General features: G+C 41.8%; 24 protein-coding genes. 16 read left to right on the top strand and 8 right to left on the bottom strand.

The genetic code is table 11. The features are described from left to right. Window positions 1-79: 79 nt before the first annotated feature. Complete coding sequence (gene motA, locus I2483_RS08470) at window positions 80-895, top strand: flagellar motor stator protein MotA (RefSeq protein WP_207175282.1); 816 nt, start codon at window positions 80-82, stop codon at window positions 893-895. Continuing rightward, a complete protein-coding gene (gene motB / locus I2483_RS08475) occupies window positions 879-1,637 on the top strand; it encodes a flagellar motor protein MotB (protein WP_207175286.1) in 759 nt (252 codons plus the stop codon). The genes motA and motB overlap by 17 nt, the downstream gene beginning before the upstream one ends. 805 nt (window positions 1,638-2,442) lie before the next feature. Here motB and I2483_RS08480 read toward each other — a convergent pair. Both I2483_RS08480 and I2483_RS08485 read right to left on the bottom strand, forming a co-directional pair. Next, window positions 2,443-2,664, bottom strand: a complete 222-nt coding sequence (locus tag I2483_RS08480; RefSeq protein WP_186672356.1) for a DUF1128 domain-containing protein — start codon at window positions 2,662-2,664, stop codon at window positions 2,443-2,445. Window positions 2,665-2,739: 75 nt separating this feature from the next. Further along, a complete protein-coding gene (locus I2483_RS08485) occupies window positions 2,740-4,104 on the bottom strand; it encodes an alanine/glycine:cation symporter family protein (protein ID WP_186672354.1) in 1,365 nt (454 codons plus the stop codon). 229 nt (window positions 4,105-4,333) lie between these two features. On the opposite strand from I2483_RS08485, the gene I2483_RS08490 reads away from it, so the two are divergent. Beyond that, window positions 4,334-4,687, top strand: coding sequence for a YtxH domain-containing protein (locus tag I2483_RS08490; protein WP_207175288.1), 354 nt, complete (start codon window positions 4,334-4,336; stop codon window positions 4,685-4,687). A gap of 52 nt (window positions 4,688-4,739) precedes the next feature. Further along, window positions 4,740-5,738, top strand: coding sequence for a YihY/virulence factor BrkB family protein (locus I2483_RS08495; RefSeq protein ID WP_255550358.1), 999 nt, complete (start codon window positions 4,740-4,742; stop codon window positions 5,736-5,738). 41 nt (window positions 5,739-5,779) lie between these two features. Here I2483_RS08495 and I2483_RS08500 read toward each other — a convergent pair whose 3' ends face one another. The 3 genes from I2483_RS08500 to I2483_RS08510 all read right to left on the bottom strand — a co-directional run bounded on the left by I2483_RS08500 (window position 5,780) and on the right by I2483_RS08510 (window position 9,840). Continuing rightward, complete coding sequence (locus tag I2483_RS08500) at window positions 5,780-7,684, bottom strand: heavy metal translocating P-type ATPase (protein ID WP_207175289.1); 1,905 nt, start codon at window positions 7,682-7,684, stop codon at window positions 5,780-5,782. A gap of 409 nt (window positions 7,685-8,093) precedes the next feature. Then, entirely contained in the window at window positions 8,094-9,635 is a 1,542-nt protein-coding gene (locus tag I2483_RS08505) for a fumarate hydratase (protein ID WP_218624906.1), read from the bottom strand. A 28-nt stretch (window positions 9,636-9,663) separates the two neighbouring features. Beyond that, on the bottom strand, window positions 9,664-9,840 hold the full coding sequence (locus I2483_RS08510; RefSeq protein WP_207175290.1) for an SE1561 family protein: 177 nt from the start codon (window positions 9,838-9,840) through the stop codon (window positions 9,664-9,666). Window positions 9,841-10,439: 599 nt separating this feature from the next. Between I2483_RS08510 and I2483_RS08515 the strand changes: the two genes are divergently transcribed. Further along, window positions 10,440-11,618 (top strand): MFS transporter, encoded by a 1,179-nt coding sequence (locus I2483_RS08515; protein WP_207175291.1) that lies wholly within the window; start codon window positions 10,440-10,442, stop codon window positions 11,616-11,618. Window positions 11,619-12,390: 772 nt separating this feature from the next. Here I2483_RS08515 and I2483_RS08520 read toward each other — a convergent pair. Both I2483_RS08520 and I2483_RS08525 read right to left on the bottom strand, forming a co-directional pair. Beyond that, the gene (locus tag I2483_RS08520; RefSeq protein WP_207175295.1) at window positions 12,391-13,194 is read right to left on the bottom strand and encodes a polysaccharide deacetylase family protein; all 804 of its coding nucleotides are present in this window, start codon (window positions 13,192-13,194) and stop codon (window positions 12,391-12,393) included. Between the two features lie 48 nt (window positions 13,195-13,242). Then, the gene (locus I2483_RS08525; RefSeq protein WP_207175298.1) at window positions 13,243-14,151 is read right to left on the bottom strand and encodes a TIGR01777 family oxidoreductase; all 909 of its coding nucleotides are present in this window, start codon (window positions 14,149-14,151) and stop codon (window positions 13,243-13,245) included. A 108-nt stretch (window positions 14,152-14,259) separates the two neighbouring features. On the opposite strand from I2483_RS08525, the gene recX reads away from it, so the two are divergent. Both recX and I2483_RS08535 read left to right on the top strand, forming a co-directional pair. Further along, complete coding sequence (recX, locus tag I2483_RS08530) at window positions 14,260-15,072, top strand: recombination regulator RecX (protein ID WP_207175300.1); 813 nt, start codon at window positions 14,260-14,262, stop codon at window positions 15,070-15,072. Beyond that, entirely contained in the window at window positions 15,062-15,394 is a 333-nt protein-coding gene (locus I2483_RS08535; RefSeq protein ID WP_207175302.1) for a YfhH family protein, read from the top strand. The genes recX and I2483_RS08535 overlap by 11 nt, the downstream gene beginning before the upstream one ends. Before the next feature lie 36 nt (window positions 15,395-15,430). Here I2483_RS08535 and I2483_RS08540 read toward each other — a convergent pair whose 3' ends face one another. After that, window positions 15,431-16,414 (bottom strand): metal-dependent hydrolase, encoded by a 984-nt coding sequence (locus I2483_RS08540; RefSeq protein WP_207175304.1) that lies wholly within the window; start codon window positions 16,412-16,414, stop codon window positions 15,431-15,433. Between the two features lie 118 nt (window positions 16,415-16,532). Here I2483_RS08540 and mutY point away from each other — a divergent pair, with 118 nt between their 5' ends. The 9 genes from mutY (at window position 16,533) to I2483_RS08585 (ending at window position 26,440) form a co-directional block, all read left to right on the top strand. Then, window positions 16,533-17,603, top strand: coding sequence for an A/G-specific adenine glycosylase (gene mutY / locus I2483_RS08545; RefSeq protein ID WP_207175332.1), 1,071 nt, complete (start codon window positions 16,533-16,535; stop codon window positions 17,601-17,603). After that, entirely contained in the window at window positions 17,596-18,342 is a 747-nt protein-coding gene (gene fabL, locus I2483_RS08550; protein WP_207175306.1) for an enoyl-[acyl-carrier-protein] reductase FabL, read from the top strand. The genes mutY and fabL overlap by 8 nt, the downstream gene beginning before the upstream one ends. Window positions 18,343-18,405: 63 nt before the next feature. Continuing rightward, window positions 18,406-18,717, top strand: a complete 312-nt coding sequence (locus I2483_RS08555) for a gamma-type small acid-soluble spore protein (protein WP_207175307.1) — start codon at window positions 18,406-18,408, stop codon at window positions 18,715-18,717. A 358-nt stretch (window positions 18,718-19,075) separates the two neighbouring features. Beyond that, a complete protein-coding gene (gene ntdP / locus I2483_RS08560; protein WP_207175309.1) occupies window positions 19,076-19,621 on the top strand; it encodes a nucleoside tri-diphosphate phosphatase in 546 nt (181 codons plus the stop codon). A gap of 151 nt (window positions 19,622-19,772) precedes the next feature. Further along, on the top strand, window positions 19,773-21,524 hold the full coding sequence (locus I2483_RS08565) for an ABC transporter ATP-binding protein (RefSeq protein WP_255550360.1): 1,752 nt from the start codon (window positions 19,773-19,775) through the stop codon (window positions 21,522-21,524). Between the two features lie 18 nt (window positions 21,525-21,542). Further along, the gene (locus tag I2483_RS08570; RefSeq protein WP_207175311.1) at window positions 21,543-22,559 is read left to right on the top strand and encodes an ABC transporter substrate-binding protein; all 1,017 of its coding nucleotides are present in this window, start codon (window positions 21,543-21,545) and stop codon (window positions 22,557-22,559) included. 227 nt (window positions 22,560-22,786) lie between these two features. Further along, on the top strand, window positions 22,787-23,809 hold the full coding sequence (locus tag I2483_RS08575; protein ID WP_207175313.1) for an ABC transporter ATP-binding protein: 1,023 nt from the start codon (window positions 22,787-22,789) through the stop codon (window positions 23,807-23,809). Then, on the top strand, window positions 23,781-24,794 hold the full coding sequence (locus I2483_RS08580) for an ABC transporter ATP-binding protein (RefSeq protein WP_207175315.1): 1,014 nt from the start codon (window positions 23,781-23,783) through the stop codon (window positions 24,792-24,794). The genes I2483_RS08575 and I2483_RS08580 overlap by 29 nt, the downstream gene beginning before the upstream one ends. Further along, a complete protein-coding gene (locus tag I2483_RS08585) occupies window positions 24,791-26,440 on the top strand; it encodes an ABC transporter substrate-binding protein (RefSeq protein WP_207175317.1) in 1,650 nt (549 codons plus the stop codon). Before I2483_RS08580 ends, I2483_RS08585 begins: the two co-directional genes overlap by 4 nt. Window positions 26,441-26,477: the final 37 nt, after the last annotated feature.

The raw sequence follows: 26,477 nt of genomic DNA on the forward strand, positions 1-26,477 counted from the left end.
TTTATTAATTCTGTTCACCTAAAGAATAGGCCGAAGATGCCGAAATAAGAAGAAGAATGGAATACTTGGAGGGTCAACTATGGATTTATCAACAGTAATTGGTCTAGTGTTAGGATTTGTCGCGCTTCTTGTCGGGATGTCGATGAAAGGTGTCCCGGTAGGCAGCTTATTTAATATGGCAGCTATACTAATAATACTTGTAGGAACGCTTGCAGCTGTTATCATTGCATTTCCAATGAATGAGTTAAAACGTGTACCAAAATTATTTGGCGTGCTTTTTAAAGAACAGAAACTTGCGTCCGATTCTGACATTATCCGTATGTTTTCAAGTTGGGCTGACATAGCGCGGCGAGAAGGATTATTATCGCTCGAGGCAAAAACTGATGAAATTAATGATCCATTTTTGAAAAATGGATTGGGTCTTGCTATTGATGGACAAAATGCAGATTATATCCGTGATGTGTTAAGTGAAGAAGTAGAAGCTATGGAAGATCGGCATTCCGCTGGAGCACAAATATTCTCACAGGCGGGGACGTATGCGCCGACACTGGGTGTTCTTGGAGCGGTAGTTGGTCTGATTGCTGCACTTGGGAATTTGAATGATATCGATGCCCTCGGTCATGCGATTTCAGCAGCCTTTATTGCGACATTGCTAGGTATTTTTACTGGATATGTGCTTTGGCATCCATTTGCGAATAAATTGAAACGTAAATCGCACGAAGAGGTAAGGCAGAAGAAAATGATGATTGAAGGAGTCCTGTCAGTTCTTGAAGGGGAAGCACCGCGCGTTATTGAGCAGAAGCTATCTTCTTATCTGTCTGCGGAGGAGCGCCGAAAGCTTGCTGTTAAAAACAATAGCGATAAGGGGGCGGGGGAGTTTGTCGAAGAGACGTAAGAGAAAAAAGGCTGATAACCATATAGATGAGTCCTGGCTTTTGCCATACTCTGATCTTATGACTCTTCTTCTCGCGTTATTCATCGTGCTATTTGCCTCAAGCTCGGTAGATGAGGTCAAACTTAAACAGATGTCAGCGGTGTTCAGTGAAATATTTGATAGTGGGCAAGGTGTGATGGATAATGCTGCGCCTACACCTGTGCCAATACCGAAGGATTCAGTTGGTTCAAAGGACGAAAATACATCTTATATAGAAGATCAGAAGTCACTTTTTGAAATCCAGGATAGAGTAGATGAGTATATAGCGGTAAATGAACTGGAGAATCAGTTCGAAACGAAAATGACGGATGAAGGATTGATGGTTACAATTAGGGACAGTATCCTCTTTAGTCCAGGTATGGCAGAGATTAAGCCTGCGTATATAGGGATTGCAGATGAAATTGCGGAACTTCTTGTTTTTGATCCCCCACGTCAAATCGTGATCACTGGTCATACAGATAATGTTCCAATCGGAAATGCCCAATTCCAATCAAATTGGGAACTCAGTGTTATGAGAGCTGTGACCTTCTTGAAAAGTATTGTGAGGAATGAAGAAATCAATCCACTTTTATTTAGTGCAAAAGGGTACGGAGAATTCCAACCGATTGAGTCAAATGAAACACCTGAGGGACGAAGTAAAAATCGTCGGGTTGAAGTACTTATCCAGCCACTTGTTCTGAAGGATGGAACTGCATTTGAATAAATTGTTCCAAGATCCCGTCTGTTTATTAACTAAAAGTATCCAGCAAGTAACTTGATCATACATTGGGTGCTAGGTGTATAGGTGTATTTTGATCGCTTGGATTAGAATGGCTTCTATACAATTACCGGGATGTCTGGATGTGTAGGGATGCGACTTTGTCGCATCCCTACACATTATTTTCGGTAATCGTATGGTGGTCCTTCATCCGTCGCTCTCCAAAAACAAAGATACACGTAATGCTGAAGATTTTTGGGACGAGAGAATAGCGGGTTTCTTACCTGGAGAAGAGCCGCCAAAGATGCAATTTTGGCGGCTGATTGCTTTCTTTAGGGTTTTTTCTTTCTTAATTAAAGAAGTGTCACTATCTATAAGGCATCACATAATTTGAAGCATAAACTTTACTAAAAGTAAGCAATGAACACATTATACAATGTGCAAAAGTGCCCGAAATTTCATCTTCGGGCACTTGCAACCTCTATAGATAATCATCTACTCTTTACTTCCAAAACAACTGCATTTTTCACTTGAATAGTGTAGGTACGCAACAGGCAACTATTCGCAATAGTATTACTGAAAAGAGAGCGGCTAGAAGTGACGGAGTCACTTCTAGCCGCTCTAGGATCCCTCAGTAAATCTGTCACGAATAGGTAGCCGTAAGCGGACCGGAAATAGTCCAGTGAAAATGAAGGTCATCAAGCCCTTCAAGCCAGTATTTTATACGAATAAATGGTTAATCAAAAGACGTGTTCCAAGATAAAAAAAGATTCACCGGTAAATTCATACTGGCGAATCTTTTTTTGATTGATTAACTTCTGAGCGTACCAAGTTCAGCTGCAATTGCCTGCATTTCATTTGGTGTAATAGTAGTACGTTTCATGACCATTTTGTACATATAGTGCAAATCATCATATTTAGATGTGCTGAAATTCTCCGGATTCATAGCGGCTGAATTAACCATACGAAGTTTTTCTGTAATTTTGTCAATCATATAAGAAACATTTTCTGGCGTCGGGTTAGATAAATCCATAGTATTGACCACCTTTCAATAAGCTTTGGTCCTATCATTTCATTATTCTCCCGGACTGTCAAATCGAATTGGAGATTAGCCTCGTTTTGCGGCTTCTTTTTCTTCTTTGATTTTGGCTTGAACACGTTTTGTTTCGAAAATGATTACGCCAGACAATCCAAGAAGACCAATTAAGTTTGGAATTGCCATTAGTCCATTCATTACGTCAGCGAATAACCAGACTACGTCAAGCGTAGCAGTTGCCCCAACGAAAATTACGCCAATAAATACAAGGCGGTAATAAATGAGGATTTTCGGATTTGGGAACAGGTATTGGAAGCACTTCTCTCCATAATATGCCCAACCAAAGATTGTTGATGTAGCAAAGAATAATAGTCCAATTGAAACAACGATTGGACCGGCGCTACCTAGAAATTGTCCAAAAGCGGCAGATGTTAAAGCACCACCTGTAAGACCGTCAGGATTATCTTTCCAAATGCCAGACATAATGATTGTTACGCCCGTAATGGAACAAATAATTAATGTATCAAAGAGTACTTGTGTCATTGAAACAAGTGCTTGACGTCCAGGCATATCCGTTCTTGCAGCTGCTGCGGCAATTGGAGCGGATCCAAGACCAGCTTCGTTCGAGAATACTCCGCGAGCAACTCCGAAACGGATCACTGTACCAATTGCACCACCTGCAACCGCTTCGCCACTAAATGCATACTTGAAAATCGTAGCAAAAGCTTCGGGAATCAGCCCAACGTTCAAGACCAGTACAATTACTCCGGCAAGAACATAAAACACTGCCATGATTGGTACGAAGAATGATGTAACTTTACCAATCGTTTTAATACCACCCAAGATAACCATTCCTGCTAATACAACAAGAACGAGACCGGAGATCCAATGTGGCACACTAAAAGTTTGATTCATAACGTCTGCCACTGCTTTTGCTTGCGTTCCATTTCCGATTCCAAATGCTGCTATGGCACCGAAAATAGCAAACAATACGCCGAGCCATTTCATTTTCAGTCCATGTTCAAGGTAATACATCGGTCCGCCGGCCATTTGACCGTTAGCATCTTTAACGCGGTATTTAACAGCTAGAATTGCTTCGCCGTATTTTGTAGCCATTCCGAAGAATGCTGATACCCACATCCAGAACAAGGCTCCAGGACCGCCGAGGAAAATAGCGGTAGCAACACCCACAATATTACCTACACCTACGGTTGCAGCCATTGCTGTCATAAGAGCCTGGAAGTGGGAAATATCACCTTCAGATTTTTTATCCTGATTTTTCGTAAATACTAACTTTAATGCATATGGTAATAATCGTAACTGAATAAGTCCTAGTCTAAATGTTAAATAAATACCTGTACCAACAAGTAAAATTAGTAAAGGTGGACCCCAGATAATACCCCCAAGTTTATCCAAAAAAGCTGTTAATCCATCCATTCAATTACCCCCAATTGTACTATTTTACTTTAAGAACGTTCCACCCCAATTTGCTTCGTTGACACCTCACATCCTGTCAGTCACCTAATACTGACATCCTTATTGTTAATATTCCGAAATTTTGCAGCATTCGTCAAGCTTTATTTTTAGAACTCAGTCATATTGTTTGTTAATCTTCTTCCTGGGGTATAATTGTATATGCGAAAGAGTTTGAATTGGAGGGATTATTATGGGAAATAGCAAATTTGGTACATTTATTATTGCGGGGGCACTTGCAGGTGCGGTTGTAAGTATGTTCGATCCGAGTACTCGAAAACAGATTGTCAAGAAATCAACTAATTGTATAATGGAAATGAGGTATTATGCGAAAAATACCGATGTGCTCAAATGGAAACTGGAGGAGAAGAAAGACAAGTATAAGTCTTTCATTGAGCAACTATCAGGTGATGCATCATACATTAAAGCCCAGGTAAATGAGTTAAAAACACTCACGCCGCAAGTGAAAAGTTTAGTCATGGATACGAAGGATGCATTTGTTGAGTCGAAAGTTGAATATAAATCAATTGTTAATGAAACGCCTTAGGGAAATGGCGTTGATATAAAAAGCGGACAATATTGAAGGGGGTGACGAAAGTTTGAAGAATGATGAACATTTAACGCCTACGCCAATCGAAGAAGAGAAACCTGCGAAGTATAAAAAGAAACTGGACAGCTTTCTGGCAGACTCTGCAGCCAGAAAGTTTTTAGATGATGTAAGAGAAGGCGGACTTGAGGAATTTGACGTCACAACGACAAATGGATTTTTGAAAGAACTTCTTGTTAGGATAAAGAAAGTCGACATAACGGGCCTTGGCTCGCAGCTCGCCTTCTTTTTCCTCTTGTCTATGTTTCCACTATTAATCTTTATAATGACACTGCTACCTTATTTAAACTTTAACCAAGCCGAGGTTTTCTTATTGATTCGGGACTATGCACCAGAAAGCGTTGCTATGCTAATCGAGAACACATTAAACGAGATCTTGAAAAATCGCAATGGCGGCTTACTATCAATTGGGGCACTTGCAACGGTGTGGTCAGCATCAAAAGGTATGAACGCACTGACGAAAGCTTTGAACCGGTCTTATTTCACGGAAGAATCACGCTCGTTCATTATGGCCCGCGTTATGTCGGTGGTCTTTACTATTATGCTAATCGCTGTATTACTAGTGGCGCTTATATTACCAGTATTCGGTCAACAGATTGGGGTTCTTGCATTCTCTTACATGGGACTTGAGAAGGGTTTCCTTTACTTTTGGGCTGGTTTACGATGGCTAGTACCGCCCGTGCTTATATTCTTTGTATTTTCACTTATTTATTGGCTGGTGCCTAATTTGAAGATTCAATTTAAAAGTATATTACCTGGAGCGCTATTTGCGACTGTTGGCTGGATTCTGACATCTTTTGCATTCTCATTTTATGTTGGTAGTTATGCTAACTATTCGAGTACATACGGAAGTATTGGAGCAATTATTGTGTTAATGATTTGGTTATATTTCTCGGCGATTATTCTAATGCTTGGTGGCCAGCTTAATGCTGTAATGTTAGAAAGAACTCAATTGATAAAAGCAAAAATAAAAAGCAATGCAGTCCTGTAATAGGATGCATTGCTTTTATTCTACTTAAAAATAGTAGTTGCTTATTCAATTCGATTAAGCATTCTGAGACCGTTTAAAATGACAAGGATAGTGCTACCTTCGTGGCCAATAACACCAAGCGGCAGATCAACAACTTGAAGGAAGTTTGCAACAATTAACACCGTGATGATAGAAATGGAGAACAAGACATTCTGCTTCACGATCCGTTGCATTTTACGGGATAACTTAATGGCATAAGAAATCCGTCTTAAATCATTCTGCATGAGGACGATATCTGCAGTTTCGAGCGCAACATCCGTCCCTTCGCCCATTGCTATTCCCGATGTTGCAGTAGCGAGTGCAGGTGCATCATTGATTCCGTCACCGACCATTCCTACATTTTTGTGCTCAACAAGGAGACGTTTCAAGTGATTAACTTTCATTTCAGGCAGACATTCTGCAATGAATGAATCGAGGCCAGCTTCTTTCGCGATAGCTGCAGCCGTTTTTTCATTATCGCCAGTTAACATGATTGTTAGAATACCTGCTTGCTTTAATTGACTTATTGCATCGAAAGCTTCAGGGCGTAATGTATCTCTAAGTGCCGCGGCTGCAATAATGCCCTTATCGTCTTTCATGAAGATAATTGTTTTCCCTTCATCAGCAAGGGATAAAGCGACGCCATGCTGAAACTCTTTTGCCAATTCTTTTCCGACAAAACGTGGGTTTCCTACGAGCAGTTCACGCGTATCGACAAGCGCCCGAATACCATGACCAGGCACATCCTCAATCTGAAGGTTTCGCTCTAGGGTTAGCCCTTTACCAATGGCATAATTTGTGATTGCAACAGCAAGTGGATGATTAGATTGAGACTCAATACTTGCAAGAATCGCTAGTGTTGTATCTGTATCTGCGTCATCACGTACATAGAAGTCTGTGACAACTGGTTTACCATTCGTTAATGTACCGGTTTTATCAAAAGCAATCGCTTTAAGTGAACCCAAATGTTCTAGATGGATACCACCTTTGAATAGAACACCTTTCCTTGCTCCGTTGGAGGCCGCGGCAAGAGTCGCTGGCATAATAGATGCGACTAGCGCACACGGGGAAGCAACGACGAGCAGTACAATTGCGCGATAGAACGTAGTCGTCCAATCCCATCCAAACAAATAATGGGGCACTACCATCATGAGTAGCACCATGATAATAACGGCTTTTACATAAGTGCCTTCAAATCGTTCGATAAATTGCTGTGAAGGTGATTTCTCACTTTGTGCGCTTTGAACAAGTGTAATTATTTTTTGGAAAAGTGTTTCAGAGCTAGGTTTTGTCATTTTAATTTGAATAGCACCGCTCAAATTGACTGTACCGGCGAATAGTTCATCACCGACTTCTTTTGTGACGGGAATCGATTCCCCATTAATGGCAGACATATCAATGGAAGAAGTACCAAAAGTGATATTCCCGTCGACTGGAACCCTTTCACCCGGTTTGACGAGTAGAATGGATCCGACCTTTAGGGAAGCAGTTGCCACTTTGATATCAGTACCATCATCTTGAATGAGCCACGCTTCTTCAGGCTGTAATTCCATAAGCGCTGAAATTTCCTTATGGCTTTTATTCAACGTGTAGGTTTCAAGCGCACCACTGAGTGCAAAGATGAAAATGAGGACTGCTCCTTCCGTCCAGTACCCGATTAATGCAGCACCGATTGCAGCGAAAACCATTAGCATCTCCACATTCAGTTCCTTGTTGTTAATCGTTTCTTCGATGCCTTCCTTCGCTTTTGCAAATCCACCTATTAAAAAGGCAGTGATATAGAGGGGGACAGAAAAGGTATCTAATCCATACTTACCAGCCATCCAAGCTGTGAGAATTAATGCACCTGATAGAATCGCAGCAATCAATTCAAGATGCACTGGCCAAACTATATTTTTTTTTGGTCGATGTTCAGTGAGAGTAGTCATAGTTGCTTCCTCCTAATTGATAATGATAGTCAATTTCAAATAGCTCATTAATGTATGAAAGTCGGCTCCCATTGGTGGGAACCGACTAATGTTATAAGATGATAATCAGTATCAGTTAATAATAATTATCGTTAATAAACATAGTATATCCAACTGGAAAGGAAATAGATACTAGTTTGTATTGAAGGTAGGGGATGAGGGAGTGGTTAGCGGGGTTTGTCGCAATGTTTCTTTGCTGTAGTCAAGTTTCGGTAGGTTGTTGCTAAGTTCTGTGGATTGGTTGTCGAGTTTGCCAACTGTGTCGTTGAATGCCCACAAGCTCACCCCACTTCGCGAACTATTAATCCACTACCAATTAAAAAAGGCATCTTATGCCGGGAATTACTCCGACATAAGATGCCTAACTCAATTAGCTAAATACTTTGTCTTTAAACTGAGACAATTTTTCAAGTGAAGACTTGTCGACATCGGCATGCAAGCTATTGCCGTGCGAGTCCATCGTGACAACTGCGGTGAAATCTTTAACGCGCAGATGCCACATTGCTTCAGGAATACCGAATTGAAGAAGGTCAACACCTTCGACTGCTTTAATGCAATCAGCATAATACTGTGCTGCGCCGCCAATTGCGTTCAAGTAGACGCCGCCGTGTTCTTCAAGAGCAGCTAGTGTTTTCGGACCCATTCCACCTTTACCAATAACAGCGCGAACTCCGAACTTTTTCATGATGTCGCCTTGATACGGCTCTTCACGTGCTGATGTTGTGGGGCCAGCAGCTTTGATTTCATAACTGCCATCTTCATTTTTCATCACAACTGGGCCACAATGATAAATGATTTGTCCATCAAGGTCGATAGGGGAGTCATTTTCTGATAAATACTTATGGATTGCATCACGACCTGTATACATCATTCCGCTGATTTTGACAACATCGCCGACATTCAAATCACGGATCTGTTCCTCTGAAATTGGGGCAGTGAGCTCGACAGTACGTGCGGTTTGATTCGCCTCATTTTGATTAGTATCATCTTGTGCGAAAGCGATTTTTTCACCATCATTGTAATGCCAGTTCGTAATTTCACCAGATCCAGCATCGATATCGACAGCCATGCGGCGGTATGCCCAGCAGTTATACGCTACAGAAACATAGAAGCTTGCAGGGATACGGTGCATGACACCAATTTTACAGCCAAGAAGGGTAACTTCGCCGCCGAAGCCCATTGTTCCGATGCCGAGTTTGTTTGCTGATTCGAGAACATACTCTTCAAGTTCTGCAAGTTTTGGATTCGGATTTAGATCATCAACTTCGCGGAAAAGTTGGTCTTTAGCAAGTTCATAGCCTGATGCACGGTCTCCACCGATTCCGACACCGATGAAACCTGCAGAACACCCTTGCCCTTGGGCTTGATAAACAGAGTGTAAAATACATTTACGGATGCCATCAAGATCGCGTGAGGCACGGCCTAGTCCATCCAGTTCAGTTGGCAGGCTATATTGAATATTTTTATTCTCACAGCCGCCGCCTTTTAATATCAGCTTCACTTCGATATGATCTTGTTCCCATTGTTCGAATTTCACAACAGGGACACCTGTACCGAGGTTATCTCCACTATTATCGCCTGTCAGTGAGTCGACAGAGTTCGGGCGGAGCTTAGTGTCTTTAGTGGCTTGAACAATCGCGCGTTTGACAGCGGCTTTGATTTCAATTTGATTGACTCCGACTGGTGTTTTGATTTTAAATGTTGGCATGCCGGTATCCTGACAGATAGGCGACATTTTTTCGTCGGCCATATTGATGTTTTTTGTAATCGTATCAAGACTCATTGCTGCACGTGTACCGGCATCTTCTAATTCTTTTGCTGCAAGGATTTTTCGACGCACGTCTTTCGGAAGATTCGTGGACGTTTCGCAAATGAGATCATACATGCTTTTTTCAAGTTGTTCTATGTACATTCTCGATTTCCCCCTTAGTTATAGCTTGTTACTTATCGGCTTTAATTTTTTCCATCTGTTCTTCAAGGTCGTCTAGCAAGCTGATTAGCTGATCGATTTCCTGAAGGTCTGCAGTTTCTGGTTCAATTGTATCCAGCGTTTCAAGAAATTGATGAAGCCGTGTTTTTAATCCTTCAACATGACCGTTATTCTGTGCTTTGTCCAATCCGTACACCTCTTTTCATTAGTGTAATCGTAAACGAAAAAACGGAATTTATCAATGGAGGGGAGTGCAACCTTTATAATAATTGAATATTCCCTTTAACATAATCTTTACAATACAAAAACTATGTGTTATGATTCATTTAATCAAACGAAAGGGAGGATAACAGAAAGGGTAATCACAACGAACACTAAGGAGGTTGAGAACTTTAATTGTAAAAGAGAAAGCTCAACTATGTAGGTATCGTTATACCCAAATTTAGTTCTGTGGAGGTGAAGTCTCAAACCGAATGCAGACAGCGTCAGTAATAGCTTGGATGTGAAAGTGAGAGTTAAGCAAAAAAATATAGAAAGGTAGCGGGAACAGGCAATAGACGAAGAGGAAGAATTTTAGAAGGAGGGGATTCGTAAGTGTCCGCTGGCAGTGTGCCAGGAGACTAATACGACTTATGCAGATGGAAAGTGAAGGTTCAATTCATACGTAAAGGCTCAGCCGTAATCTGACAAACAGATATGGACTGGGCCTTTATGTTATTTTGCGTTTTCGCCGTTTTCTTGTGCTAAAATCATACAAGGATCTTCAAGTGGGGGAGTGGTGGAAACATGGATGCTTTTTCACAACTAGAGAAGCGCCGTTTTTGGATACTTGTTATTATTGTATCGATTTCTGGATTTTCACAAGGCATGCTGTTGCCACTTATTTCAGCTATCTTCGAAAAGGACGGCATTTCGAGTTCAATGAATGGTTTGAATGCCACGGGTTTATACATAGGAACGTTACTCGTTTCACCTTTTATGGAGGCACCGCTCCGTCGTTTTGGCTATAAGCCAATTATTATTGGGGGCGGCATGCTTGTTTTTATATCATTACTGCTGTTTCCGTTATGGAAAAGTGTTGTATTTTGGTATGTCCTAAGATTGCTGATTGGCATCGGAGATCATGCACTTCATTTTTCAACTCAAACATGGATTACAAGTTTCTCGCCGCAACAAAGATTAGGACGCAATATTGCAATTTATGGTTTGTCATTCGGTGTCGGATTTGCGGCAGGTCCATTATTCGCCCCGCTCGTCAATGTGTTTGAAGGCTTACCGTTCATTGTATCGGGAATACTGTGCATGCTTGCGTGGTCACTCGTTTTCATGCTGAAAAATGATTTCCCAGATATTATTAAAGGGAAGCCTGGTAATGAACGACTTTCCGCTCGATTCAAAGGAACGATGGCTGTTGCTTGGCTCGCTTTTCTCGGACCATTTGGCTACGGTTTTCTTGAATCTACACTAAATGCGATGTATCCGGTGTATGCGCTCAGAAATGGCGTTGAATTTACATCTGTAACAATTATTCTAGCTACATTTTCCGTAGGGGGGATTATTTCGCAGTTACCTCTAGGAATGCTATCGGACAAGATTGGAAGAAGCCCGGTCTTTCTTGTTGCACTCGGAGGTGGGTCTATCTCATTTTTCATCGCAAGTACTGTTGAAACATCTACGACTGCTGTTATAGCTATGTTTTTTATTGCTGGACTTTTTTCAGGATCTATTTTTTCACTCGGTATTTCGTACATGTCCGATTTAACACCGAAGCATTTGTTGCCTACTGGAAACCTGTTATGCGGGATTTTCTTTAGTTTAGGCAGTTTGACAGGTCCATTTCTGGGTGGTCTTTTCCTAGAGTTTGACGCAGGATTTAGTTTCCTGCTACTTATTTCACTGTTTTTGGCTGTGTTATTCCTTGTGTCTTTTATTGGAAAACTGAAACAACGCCCGATTGCAGCATGAGAAAAAGCGTCCAATAATGGACGCTCTTTCTATTTCTGATCATCATGTCTGTTTAGTTAGCAAAAGTAATCAGTAACTAACTTAATCGCCCCCTGTCCGCTACTTGTATAGTTGCGCTTTGGATTGAATGACTTTTATACGATTACCGGGATGTCTGGATGTGTAGGGATGCTACTTTGTCGCATTCCTACACAGTTATTTCGGTAATCGTATGGTGGTCCTTCATCCGTCGCGCTTTAAAAGCATAAGTACACGAAGTGCTGAAGCTTTTTGGGACGAAAGAATTGTATGCTTCTTACCTGGAGAAAAGCCGCCCAAGATACAATTTTGGCGGCTGATACTTTCTCTATGGTTTTTTCTTTTTTATTTTAAAGAAATGTCACTATCTATAAGACATCTCATGAATTATATGCATAATCTTTACTAAAAGTAAGCAAGGAACGCATTGTACAAGGTGCAAGAGTGCCCGAAATTGCATCTTCGGGCACTGACACTCTCCATCAAATGTCATCTATTCTTTTCTTCCAAATAAACTGCATTTTTCACTTGAACATTGTAGGAACGCGACTGGAAACTATTCACAACAGGATTACTGAAAAAAAGTGTGGCAAGAAGTGACGAGTCACTTCTAGCCACACTAGGACCCTCAGTAAATCTGTCATGATTAGTTAGCCGATAGCGGGGCGAAAATAGTCCAGTGAAAATGAAGGTCATTAAGCCCTTCTCACCAGTATTTTATGCAAATAAATGGTTAATCAACATGCTTGACTGATCATCTTAAAATGGAGTTAACATTTTCATATTCTAAAACAAGGTCGTCGAGCGTCTGGAAAGTATAACCTGCTTTCTTGGCATCTTGGATAAAGGATGGTAAAGCCTGTGCATTATCAGGTGAAACTGTGTGCATTAAAATCACAGCGCCCGGATGAAGTTGGTTCATCAGTTCACCATAAGCAAAGTCACGACCTTTGGGTTTGTCGGCGTACCAGTCAATGAATGCGACCGACCAGAAAATATGCCTGTATCCGAGTTCGTTGCCTTTGGAGAGGACTTTGTCATTGAACACGCCTTCAGGGGGTCTTGTATAGTATGTCCGCTTGAGTCCAGTCACTTCATTCAACAGCTTGTCGAATTTGGTCCATTCTTCTTCCATCCTTTGTTCGGATAGATTGGCCAAGTTCGGATGTCCATACGTGTGGTTACCGATCCCGTGACCTTCTGCAATCATCCGTTTGACGAGGGGGAGAGCACTTTTTAAGTAATGCCCAGTGAGAAAGAATGTCGCCGGAGCGTCTTCTTTTTTCAATGTATCTAGAATACTTTCCGTATAGCCGTTTTCATAGCCGTTATCAAATGTTAAATAGACAATTTTTTCGTCTGGCTTTCCTTTGTAAATGGCTCCATGTTTATCGAGCATGGAGTCGAGTGCAGCGCCAGCACTGGGCTGGGTCCCCCCTGTAGCTTTTTTGAAGCCCCAATGAAATTCATCCGCCTTAGCTGAAAATGGATTAAAAACAAATCCTGCCATTACGATAATAGTCGCCAATAATATACCTGGAGCATGTTTTTTTATCATCAAAAACGCACCTTTCCTTTTAAGGTAGGATGCGCAGATGAAGCGGAACTATACGTCTTTAGTATACAAATCATTTAGTGCCGACTCTAGCGTCGGAAAATGAAATATGAAGCCGTTGTTTAGCAGTTTTTGCGGTAAGACATGTTGTCCTTCTAGAACGAGCGCACTTTTTTTACCAAGCACTATTTTCATTGCGAATGAAGGAACTGGTATCCAGTGTGGTCTATGTAACACTGAACCAATTGTTTTACCGAAGTATTTCATTCGTTTTGGAAATGGCGAGGTGACGTTCACAGGTCCATGTAAGTTTTTATTGTCGATCGCAAATGCGATTGCCCGTGCGATATCCTCTAAATGGACCCAAGATACCCACTGATTGCCTGAACCAACAGTTCCGCCCGCAAATAACTTGTAAGGCAACACCATAAGCGGCAATGCTCCACCATTTTTTCCGAGTATGACTCCGAATCTCATGAACACGACTCGTATACCTTCAGATTCCACGGATGCTGCTTTCTTTTCCCAATCCGTTACAGTCTGACCTAGAAAGTCATCCGCATAGTCCAGTGATTCTTCTGTATAGACATTGTCTTCTGATGCGGGATAAATACCAATTGCACTAGCGTTCACAAGTACAACCGGTTTAGTTTGCAAAGCGGAAATGATTCGCAGTAATTCATCGGTCGCTTCCATTCGGCTAGCATAGATTTGTTTACGATGTTCCGCGGTCCAACGTCCCTCATTGATGGACACGCCTGCAAGATTGACAAAGGCATCAGCTGAAATGATTTCATTTTCCGGATAGGTACCTTCCTGAAGCCATTTCACGTATTTTATATTGCCATCAACCTTACTTTCTTTCCTGGATAAAATTATGATTTCATGTCCTTCATTTAATAAAGTATCCGTTAATTTCTGACCGACAAAACCTGAACCACCCGCAATGACGATTTTCATTTTCCGACACCCCCATTAGCATTCTATACCCTATAATGGAACCTATTAAGCTGAAGCACAAGGACGGAACATGTATACTAAATAGAAAGCAAGGGAGGCGTGCAAATAGTGCCTGTTATTACTAAAATATCACAGCAGAAAAAAGATCTCGAACGATACAATATTTTTTTAGACGAAAAGTATGCATACAGTGTCCATGAATCGGTACTTGTCAAATTCGGTCTAACGAAAGGGATGTCCCTGGAAGACTGGTCAATTGACGAGATGGTCTATGAAGACGAAATTCGGAAAGCATTCAACCGTGCACTCCATTATCTCGGTTTCAGAATGCGCAGTGAGTTTGAAGTGAAGAAAAAACTTTTGGAATTGGGATACGGGGAAGCAATTATACTAGAAGCGCTCGTGAAGTTGAAAAGTCTTGGATTTCTAGATGATGAAACCTATTCAGAAGCACTTCTTCAAACGAGGATAAATTCATCCAGTAAAGGCCCAAAAGCAATTCAGCAAGAGATGCATAAAAAGGGGATAGGGAAGGAATTGCAGATCAAAGTCCTTGAATCTTATCCGGAAGAAGAACAGCTTAAAATCGCAACGAAACTTGCAGAGAAGGCAGCAAATGCAAATCCTTCCGTGGCTCCATCCCAATTAAAACAAAAAATCCAAAATGCATTGCTTCGAAAAGGGTATTCCTTCGACCTTATTAAACAAGCACTTGCGAATATTAACTTTGAGCGCGAAGAAGATGAATGGACAGCTATCGCCGAGTCAATCGGAGAAAAAGCTTGGCGTCGCTATAGTTCAAAGTTTAGTGGACGAGACTTGAACAACAAAGTGAAACAGGCGATGTATCAAAAGGGTATTCCGTTTGAGCACATTGATCATTTCATTGATAAAAAGGAGAATGAAGAAGATGGAGATTGAAAAAAAATATAGTGCAATGACTGAACATGAATTACGTACAGAAATCGCACGGCTGCGTGAAAAAGCGCGCAAAGCCGAGCAATTGGGCATCCTTAATGAGTATGCGGTTTACCAACGTAAAATGGTTATGGCGCAATCTTATCTAATTGACCCAAGTACAATTGTACCTGGTGAAATGTACCGAATTGACGGAGACGAAGGTATGTTTTTTCAAGTTGACTACTTAAAAGGTCGTTTTGCGTGGGGTTACAGACTAGGCGGCGAACGTGCAGATGAGGCGTTACCGATTGCAATGCTGAAGTCAGTAAAAGAAGGGAAATAAAAGGCTATGGACAGTAATACCTGTCCATAGCCGTTGTCATGAGTTGGGTGCAAAGTTGAGCTTTTTTTGTAGCTTGTCTTCGGAAAAAATCCAACCTGTATACGAATTGATGACGTTCAGTTCCTTGTCAATATGTGCAACCGCAACAAAGGGGTAATAGCCTTTGCTCCGGTAACGAAGATCGATTAAGCGCACTTCACATATGTCGCCGATGTTTGTGACCGACCATCTGTAAATAGGTGAGAATGATGTAAACGCTTTGATGTTCTTATCGCTCATCGCCACATCAACCTCAGGGGATTTCGGCATAGGTTCTCGTTCAAAGCGGTCGTAAATATTAACGGACCTGCCGTAAGCACGCCCAACATAATGACACTTTTCTGAAGAAGCAGCAATTCTCCATTGGAAGAAGCGCATTGTAGGCGCAATAATAATTTCCGTCGCATCGGGTACCGTATTGAAGACGGCTTTTTTAACGGCTGATTTGATCGCAAAGCGCAATAAATAATAAAAGAAGATTATTACGTATGTGGCCAAAATCGTATAGACCGGATTTGCACCCATTGCCCAAATAATTATCGCGAGGGCATGCAATATGAAAATGATTGGATCGAACGTGTTAATAACGCCGATAGCAACCCACTTGTTGGAAAATGGCCGTAATGCCTGCGTTCCATAGGAATTGAAAATATCGACGAAGACATGTAGAAAAACAGCTAAAAAGGTCCACGCCCATACATGTATGAAGTTGGCTTCTGGGACGAAAAAAGACATGAGTATTGTAATAAGTAGCGGCCATAATAAAACCGCAGGAATAGAATGTGTAATCCCCCTGTGATGCCGTATGTAGACAGCGTTACTTCTTAATTTTAATACGGTATCGATATCCGGGATAAGTGAGCCGACAATAACACTTGCAACGACTGCGCTCATTGTTGCACTATCGGTTAAGACGACAGGGTCCGCCAGAGCGAGGCCGCCAAGTGCTACACCCATGACAATATGTGTTCCAGTATCCAAATGATCACTCCTTCTACCTAAGCAGTCGTGCTAAGCATTTGATTGATTTTTTAAATGACCTATACATATCATTACCCGTTTATGCTCAATGATAAGCATATGCGATAAGGAGGAAATGATGCAAATAATAGTGAAGAAAGACGAATTCCGCGAGGCGCTTCTTTCCTGGTATCGTCGTGAAAAGAGAGACCTGCCTTGGAGAAGAACATCGAATCCCTATTACATTTGGGTTTCCGAAGTGATGCTTCAACAAACGAGAGTAGATACCGTTATACCTTATTATGAACGGTTTATCGCAAGTTTCCCGACGATGGAGGTACTTGCGGAAGCGGAAGAAAACGATTTATTGAAAATGTGGGAAGGTCTCGGTTATTATTCGCGGGCAAGGAACTTACAGGCAGGTGTAAGGGAAGTCGTATCAGATTATGGCGGACAAGTGCCTTCCAATCGAACGGAGATTTCTACGTTGAAAGGCGTTGGCCCTTACACTGCAGGGGCGGTTCTCAGCATTGCATACGGTGTTCCTGAGCATGCCGTAGATGGTAATGTTATGCGTGTCATTTCGAGACTGCTTCTAATAGAAGAAGATATTGCGATACCGCGTACAAAAAAGATATTTGAAACAGTAGTCATGGATTTAATCGACAAAGAAGATCCTTCCTCGTTCAATCAAGGGCTGATGGAGCTTGGCGCGACAATCTGTACGCCGAAACCGAAATGCCTTCTATGTCCTGTCCGAGAATTTTGTTTAGCTTTCCAAGAAGGCAGGCAAGAGGAGTTACCTGTGAAAACGAAGAAAACAAAAATGAAAATTATACCTGTTGCGTCATTTGCGATTCAAAATAGTCAAGGTGAGTGGCTATTAAGACAACGCCCTTCGAAAGGTCTGCTTGCAAGTTTGTGGGAGTTTCCAATGGTCGAGCCGGCGGATGATAAGACACCACAAGAAATGGCTATTGAACATTTCGGTATTGAACTAAAGGATATCGTTGATATACTATCTTTCAAACATATCTTTTCCCATTTAACTTGGGAGATGAAAAGCTTCGGAGCACGGATCGAAAAAACAAATATGATTCCTGAAGGTTACCGGTTTTTCACGCAGGAAGAAGTGGAAGCACTGCCGAGACCAGTGCCTGTTTTGAAAATTTGGGATGAGATTAAACGAGGAGGACTAAATGATGACTGAAAATAAAGTAGCAATGGTGACAGGGAGTTCCAGGGGACTAGGAAAAGCACTTGCGATTGAGCTCGCAAAACAAGGCTATGATATCGTTGTAAATTATGCGCGAAGCCGGTCTGCCGCGGAAGAAACAGTGAAGGAAATTGAGGCACTTGGCAGGAGAGCAATTATGATTCGTGCAAATGTTGGGGATGTAAAAAAGCTTCGTACAATGTTTGAACAAGTGAAAGAGGAATTCGGACGTTTAGACGTATTTGTTTCAAATGCGGCATCGGGTGTTTTGCGTCCGATTATGGAACTAGAAGAAACGCACTGGGATTGGACGATGAACATCAATGCGAAAGCAATGCTATTTGGCGCACAAGAAGCTGCAAGGCTAATGGATAAAGGCGGAAAAATCCTTGGAGTCAGTTCGCTTGGGTCTATTCGTTACCTTGAAAACTACACAACGGTAGGCGTTTCCAAAGCGGCGATTGAATCGCTTACACGTTATCTTGCTGTTGAACTTGCACCACTAGGAATCGCTGTCAATACCGTTTCGGGTGGCGCGCTTGATACAGAAGCACTGAAACATTTCCCTAATCGTGATGAACTGCTAGAAGATGCGCGTATTAACACACCTGCGGGTCGTATGGTTGAAATTGATGACATGGTGAAAGCGGCGATGTTCCTAATCTCCGCTGATTCAGATATGATTCGCGGACAGACGATTATTGTCGACGGTGGACGTTCGATTTTACTGTAAAAACTTCCAATTGAATAAAAAATGCCTTCTTGTACATGATAGTTGTACGGAGGTGAAAATCCATTGACCAAAAATAACCCGAATCAAACTGATGCGAAACAAGTACGAAAACAGAACCAAGCATCACAAAAACAAAACAAAAATGCAATGAACGAGGAGTTTGCTTCTGAAACTGATGTAAATCAGGTTAGAAAACAAAACCAACAATCAATGCAAAAAATGCAAAACCAAAATCAAAACCAAAATGCGATGACTGAAGAGTTTGGTTCCGAAACTGATGTTAATCAAGTTAGGAAACAAAACCAACAATCCGAAGCAAACAAAAGAAATGCTTCTGGACAGCGCGCGAATCAGTTCGAGAACGGTTCGAAATAAGTAAATGGATACCGCCGGTCGGCAGAGGCTTTATGCTTCTGCCGGTTTTTTTATTTCTTGGAAACTATAAAATTCTCGCCCTGTGGATACCCTACAAAAGACGATATTCCACGTCCAGACTCCAGCGCCTAAAGGCTCGGGTCATAAGCCAGTCCGGCTGTGCGGCAAAGAACACCGCTTCGCCAGCCCGTCTTATGCCTGTCGCCTTTGAACAGGCGCTTGCGCTTTTGTTTTACATACAATTGACGTCATGATTGGAAATAAAAGTTGAAAGGTTTCAAATAGTACCGTTCTCTTGGTATAATGATGAAATAATAATGGCTTCGAAATTTTCCGGCAACCAAAAGGTGGGTTAATCATGACGATTGCTAAAGAAGGAGAAACGATACAAGTACATAGTTATAAACATAATGGTAAAATTCATCGGGTTTGGCAGGAAACTGTAGTATTGAAAGGAACGCGTAATATTGTCATCGGTGCGAATGAAAGGACGCTTGTAACAGAGTCGGACGGACGCACATGGTTGACACGCGAGCCTTCCATTTGCTATTTTCACGCTGAGCACTGGTTCAATATCATTTGCATGTTAAGAGAAGATGGTGTTTATTATTACATCAACATGAGCTCACCTTTCGTTTATGATAACAAATCATTGAAGTACATTGATTATGACCTTGACGTGAAAGTGTTCCCAGATATGAGTTATATGATCCTTGATGAGGATGAATATGACGATCATAGGAAACAGATGGGTTATCCCGATGTTATTGATCAGATACTTAAGAAGAATTTGGATACTTTGCTTGGCTGGATCAAACAGCGTAGGGGACCGTTCGCTTCTGATTTCATTGAAGTATGGACTTCCAGATATGAGTTTTACAAACAGGTCAAGAAAAGTAAGTGATAAGCCTGGTCGCGATTAGTTGCGGCAGGCTTTTTCTACTCGAGACGCTTCAGTCTTGCCGAAAAGGCAAAGACCGCCTTTATCTTCAAGCCTTCCAGCGCTTGTCGGGGCTAAACGGCGCCTTACGCTTTTCATAGTAGGAGGTTAAAAGATGGGTGATAGTATAAAACGCTATATGAAGTTTGTGAAGCCGTACAACGGACTAATTATTTTGACGATAATTATTGGGATTGTGAAATTCGCTATTCCGTTATTCATTCCACTGCTGATGAAAATAGTAATCGATGACATTATCGGATCGGATACACTCACTAAGGCAGAAATGACGAGGCAATTATTTTATTGGCTTGGCGGAACAGTTCTCGTGTTCTTTATCATCCGGCCACCGGTTGAATATTACCGGCAATATTATGCCCAGTATGTGAGTAATAAGATTTTGTACGATATCCGCAAAGAACTGTATTCGCATCTGCAAAAATTGAGTCTCAGCTACTATTCAAATACACGAGCTGGAGAAATCATTTCGCGGGTTATAAATGACGTGGAGCAAACGAAAAACTTTGTTATGATTGGGCTTATGAATGTTTGGCTTGACCTCGCGACAATCATCATCGCAGTTGTCATCATGCTGACGATGGACGTTCCACTTACGCTTGTTACGCTTCTGGCATTCCCCTTTTATGCGTACAGCGTCAAACACTTTTTCGGAAAACTACGAGAATTGACTGGGAAACGATCCCAAGCACTTGCGGATGTGCAAAGCTACCTGCATGAACGTGTTTCGGGTGTAAGTGTCATAAAAAGTTTTGCACTTGAAGAAGAGGAACAACAGCGTTTCGATAAAACGAATGGCAACTTCCTCGATAAAGCAATTGATCACACCAAGTGGAATGCGAAAGCATTTGCAGTCGTAAACACGATTACTGATGTTGCACCACTTCTCGTTCTTGCATACGCAGGTTATCAAGTCATTAACAACGATTTGTCTGTTGGTACGATGGTTGCGTTCATCGCATACATCGACCGAGTTTATAGCCCGTTGCGAAGACTGGTTAATGCTTCAACATCGCTAACACAATCTTTTGCTTCTATGGATCGTGTCTTTAATCTGATGGAACAGGAGTATGATATTACGAATAAGCCCGGGGCAACGGAACTTCCTCCAATTGTAGGGGAAATCGAGTTCGATAATGTGAGCTTTACGTATGAAGCAGATGGAGAAACAATCTTGGATGGCATTAATTTCACTGTGAAGCCGGGAGAGACAGTCGCATTCGTCGGCATGAGCGGCGGTGGGAAATCGACTATCGTTGGTTTGATTCCAAGGTTCCATGATGTGACGGGCGGGGCTGTGCGTATAGATGGTCATGATTTACGTGACGTCAAAATAAAATCGCTACGTGAGCAGATTGGAATTGTTTTGCAAGATACTATTTTGTTTAGTGATTCCGTGAAGAGCAATATTTTGATGGGGAAATCGAATGCTACAGATGAAGAAGTGATTGCTGCTGCGAAAGCGGCGAATGCACATGATTTCATAGAGGGGCTGCCGCTTGGTTACGATACAAAAGTAGGGGAACGAGGCGTGAAGTTATCAGGTGGTCAGAAGCAGCGAATTGCGATTGCACGTGTCTTCTTGAAAAATCCGCCACTCCTTATCTTAGATGAAGCAACATCCGCACTTGACCTTGAAAGTGAAGCACTCATTCAGGAGTCGCTTGAACGACTTGCGAATGAAAGAACGACACTCATTGTTGCTCACCGCTTATCGACAATTACGCACGCAGATAAGATTTTCGTCATTGATTCAGGGCAGTTAAAAGAGATGGGTACACATGAACAATTGATGACATTGCAAGGGATTTACTATGGCTTGTTCCAAGTTCAAGTACTTGGAGATTAAAAAGTTGGAGGTATTTTTATGAAAAAGATAAAGTTAGGGCCAATAACCCTGATCATGATTGTTGCCCTTTTGGCAATGCTTGGGGCATGTTCAGCGTCAGATTCGGATGATGAAAGTGTCCAACAAAATGCAAAGAAAATCTTAGTTTACGGACATAGCGGGAATTCCACATCACTAGATCCAGCGCATTTGAAAGAAGGGGATTCTAGCCATGTTACTGTCAATCTGTATGAGACGCTTGTAAATCTAAATGCGCAAGGCACGACGGTAGTTCCTGGATTAGCAGAGAAGTGGGAGTCTAGTGAAGACGGTTTGACGTACACATTCCAGTTGCGGAAAGACGTCAAATTCCACGACGATACAGATTTTAATGCAGATGCGGTCATGAAAAACTTTGAGCGCTGGACTAACGGCAATGCAGAAGAGTTTCCTTACTACGGTTCGGTATTCAATGGTTTCAAAGGGGATGACAGTCGTATTATTGAATCGGTGTCGACTGACAGCGATGATAAAATAACAATCAAGTTGAATCACCCGCAAGCGTCATTCTTAAAAAACCTAACGATGAGTCCATTCTCGATTGTTAGCCCGACCGTATTTGAACAAAGTAATGAAGAATTCGAGAGCAATCCTATCGGTACGGGACCGTTTCAATATGTAGAGGGGAAACAAAATGAAGCAATTGTGGTTGTGAAATTCCAAGGGTATTGGCAAGAAGGATTGCCGAAGCTTGAAAAAGTCAGCTTCAAGTCAATTCCTAATCATACTGCACGCTTGAATGCATTGATTGCGGGAGATATTGATTTAGCGGATAGTATTAATCCAACTGATAGAGTGGAAGTTGACGACGATGCCGACTTACAATTTGTTGAACGTCCATTTATGGAAAACATTTATGAAGACGCACCTTCCATATTTACTGCCGATTCAACATCACTTTTCGGAGCGACAAAAAACTTACTACATTTTTCTCCACAAGCAACAGGGTATGATGTACTAACCGAAGTAGAATTCAAATTACCTATAGAAGATTGAAAAGCTATCCGATTAACCGGGGATTCCCTGGTTAGTCGGATAGCTTTTTTAGCGAGAAATTATAACATTTCTCACTGTTAATAGATTGTAGTATCTGGCATGTGCCATTGTCATTATACGATTATACGGAAAAAATGTATTGCATTTATTCTGTATAATCGTATAATTAGGACGACCTATTAAACTTGGAAATAATTAATTGATAGATTAAGAAAAAGGGTGATCTGATGGATGAGAGGAAAACTGTCCTCCAAGTAAAAGATTTACAGACGACCTTTTTTACTGATTCGGGGGAAATACCGGCTGTTGATCATATTGACTTTCACTTGCGTGAAGGGGAAATCCTTGGAATTGTCGGAGAATCCGGCTGTGGAAAAAGTGTAACATCCTTATCGATAATGGGGCTCGTACCAAAACCTCCCGGGAAAGTTGTCGGAGGCAATATATTATTTGAAGATAAAGACTTACTAACCTTGAATGAAAAACAGATGCGGCGCATTCGGGGAAATGATATTGCAATGATTTTCCAAGAACCGATGACATCGCTGAATCCATTGTTCTCAATTGGCAATCAAATGACGGAAGCAGTGCGGATCCACGAAAAAGGTTGGTCTAAGAAAAAGGCTGAAGGAAAAGCAATTGAAATGTTGAAACTTGTTGGTTTGCCTCGTGCGGAAGCAATGATGAGAGACTACCCACACCAATTGTCGGGCGGAATGCGTCAACGTGTAATGATTGCAATGGCGTTGGTATGTGATCCTAAAGTACTCATTGCTGACGAACCGACCACTGCTCTTGATGTGACGATTCAAGCGCAGATATTGAAGTTAATGCGGGAATTAAATACGAGATTAAATACGGCTGTTCTTCTTATCACACATGATTTGGGTGTCGTTGCAGAAACATGCGAACGTGTAATTGTCATGTACGCAGGGCAAATCATTGAAGAAGCACCCGTTAAGATGATCTTCGATGATCCACAGCATCCCTATACAAAAGGGCTAATTCAATCTGTTCCCGATATGCGCTTCAAAAAGGATAGGCTCTATTCTATTCCAGGCAGCGTGCCTAAACCCGGTTCGATTCAGCATGGGTGCAGGTTTGCGGCAAGGTGTGAGTTTGCATTTGATCGTTGTCTAACAGAAAACCCTGAACTATATGAAACATCGGATGTTCACCAGACTAGGTGTTTCCTATACGACAGAGAAGGGGTGGAACAGCATGACAACAAAGCCCTTATTGAAAGTTGAAGGTTTGAAAAAGTATTTCCCTATTAAAAAAGGAATTCTTGGCAGAACAGTCGGCCACGTCAAAGCGGTGGATGATGTATCGTTTTACGTGAATGAAGGCGAAACACTTGGCATAGTTGGTGAATCTGGATGCGGTAAATCGACAACTGGACGGATGCTCATGCGACTTCTTGAACCGACCGAAGGAAAAGTAGAGTTTGACGGTAAAGATCTGACGTCCTTATCTACGGAGGAAATGCGAAAAACAAGACGTGATATCCAAATGGTATTCCAAGATCCATACGCATCTCTGAATCCGCGTCATACTATTGAAAAGATATTAGAAGAGCCGCTCATTGTGCATGGTATGGCTAATGCGAAAGAGCGGAAAAAGAAAGTGCATGAATTTCTCGAAATTGTGGGTCTGAGCGCCTATCATGCTAAACGCTATCCGCACCAGTTTAGCGGGGGACAGCGGCAGCGTATTGGAATTGCTCGGGCACTTATGACCAATCCGAAACTGATAATTGCTGATGAGCCTGTTTCGGCTCTTGATGTGTCAATTCAGTCTCAGGTGTTAAATCTAATGCAAGACTTGCAGAAGGAATTTAATCTCACCTATATTTTTATTGCCCACGATCTTGGGGTTGTTCGCCATATAAGTGATCGCGTTGGAGTCATGTATCTTGGGAAGATAGTAGAAATGGCAGACAGTGAGCAGCTCTATGCGAAGCCGCTTCATCCCTACACGCAGGCGCTGTTATCAGCGGTTCCGGTACCTGATCCAGATTTCAAGAAAGAGCAGATTCTTCTTGAAGGGGATATTCCAAACCCGGCAAACCCTCCTAGCGGCTGCACGTTTCATACGCGCTGTCCGTATAAGATGGAAATTTGCACGAAAGTTACACCTAGGCTCATTGAGCATGATTCCGGTCATTCTGTCGCCTGTCATCTTTACAGTGAACAGGTAGACAATGATATAAAACAGTTGGAGGGGTCAATATGAGAAAAAAGAAGTTAGGCTTACTAGTACTAATGTTGCTTCTCGTTCTTTCGACAGCGCTAGCCGCTTGTTCGTCAGATGCTGGCGATGGTAAGAAGGAAGACGGTAAAAAAGAAGGTACTAAAACTGAAGGTACAAAAACTGAAGACGGTAAAAATGTGCAAGATACATTAGTGTTTGGACGCGGTGGAGATTCAACTTCACTTGATCCATCAAGGGTAACTGAAGGGGAATCCTTCAAAGTTACGGTCAACCTTTACGAAACGCTTCTGAACTTTGGGGAGCAGGATACGACGATTAACCCAGGACTAGCAACGGAATGGGAACCAAGTGAAGACGGTTTAACGTATACGTTCAAATTACGCGAAGGCGTCAAATTCCATGATGGAACTGACTTCAATGCTGATGCGGTCGTTAAAAACTTCGAGCGATGGGCAAATGGTGATGCAGAAAAATTCCCATATTACAGCTCAATGTTCGGTGGTTTCAAAGGTGATGAAGGACACGTTATTGATTCAGTTACAGCAGACGGTGAAAATACAGTCTTAATTAAATTAACACGTTCACAAGCGCCATTCCTTAAAAATATTGCAATGAGTATGTTTGCAATTGCAAGCCCAACTGCATTTGAATTAGGCGACGATCAATTCGAAAGAAACCCAGTAGGTACAGGTCCATTCAAGTTCGTCGAATGGAAACCAAATGAAACTATCACAATTGAAAAATTCGATGATTATTGGGATGAAGGACTACCAAAACTTAAAAAAATCATCTTCCAGTCATTTCCTGACAACTCTGCACGTTTGAATGCATTGATGGCTGGGGGTATCGATCTTGCAGATGGCATTAATCCATCAGACGGCAAATCAATCGAAGACAATGAAAAACTTCAATTATTTGAACGTCCATCTATGAACGTAGGTTATTTAGGTCTTACAGTAACGCGCCCTCCTTTCGATAAAAAAGAAGTGCGTCAAGCGATTAACTATGCAATTGATAAACAATCAATTATTGATTCATTCTTCGAAGGACGTGCGAATGTCGCAAAAAATCCGATGCCGCCATCCATTTCAGGCTATAACGAAGATGTAGAAGGTTATGAATACAATCCTGAAAAAGCGAAAGAACTTCTGAAATCTGTAGGACTTGAAGACGGTTTCGAGATGGACCTATGGGCAATGCCGGTTCCACGTCCATATATGCCAGATGGTAAAAAAGTTGCTGAAGTCATTCAGAAAAACCTTGCGGATATAGGGATTACTGCGAAAATCGTTTCTCATGAATGGGCAACTTATCTTGACCTTGCAAGTAAAGGGGATGCAGATGCGTTTATGCTCGGCTGGACTGGGGATAACGGGGATGCGGATAACTTCCTATATACCCTTCTCGACAAAGATACTATTGGAAGTAACAATTATACGTATTATGCTAATGATAAACTCCATGACATTCTAATTGCGGCACAAACTGAAGTCGATGAAGAGAAACGAAATGAATTGTACAAAGAAGCACAGCTTATTATTCATGAGGATGCTCCTTGGGTACCACTGGCTCACTCAACTCCACTTCTTGGAGGAGCTAAGAATCTATCAGGTTTCGTTCCACACCCAACTGGGTCAGATTTGCTTTCAAATGTAGAATTCAAGTAAAAAAGTTGTTGTAAATGAATGGAAAGGGAGAGGTCAT

Origin of the sequence: Sporosarcina sp. E16_3 (genome assembly GCF_017347125.1) — a bacterium.
In the GTDB taxonomy this organism is placed as follows: Bacteria; Bacillota; Bacilli; order Bacillales_A; family Planococcaceae; genus Sporosarcina.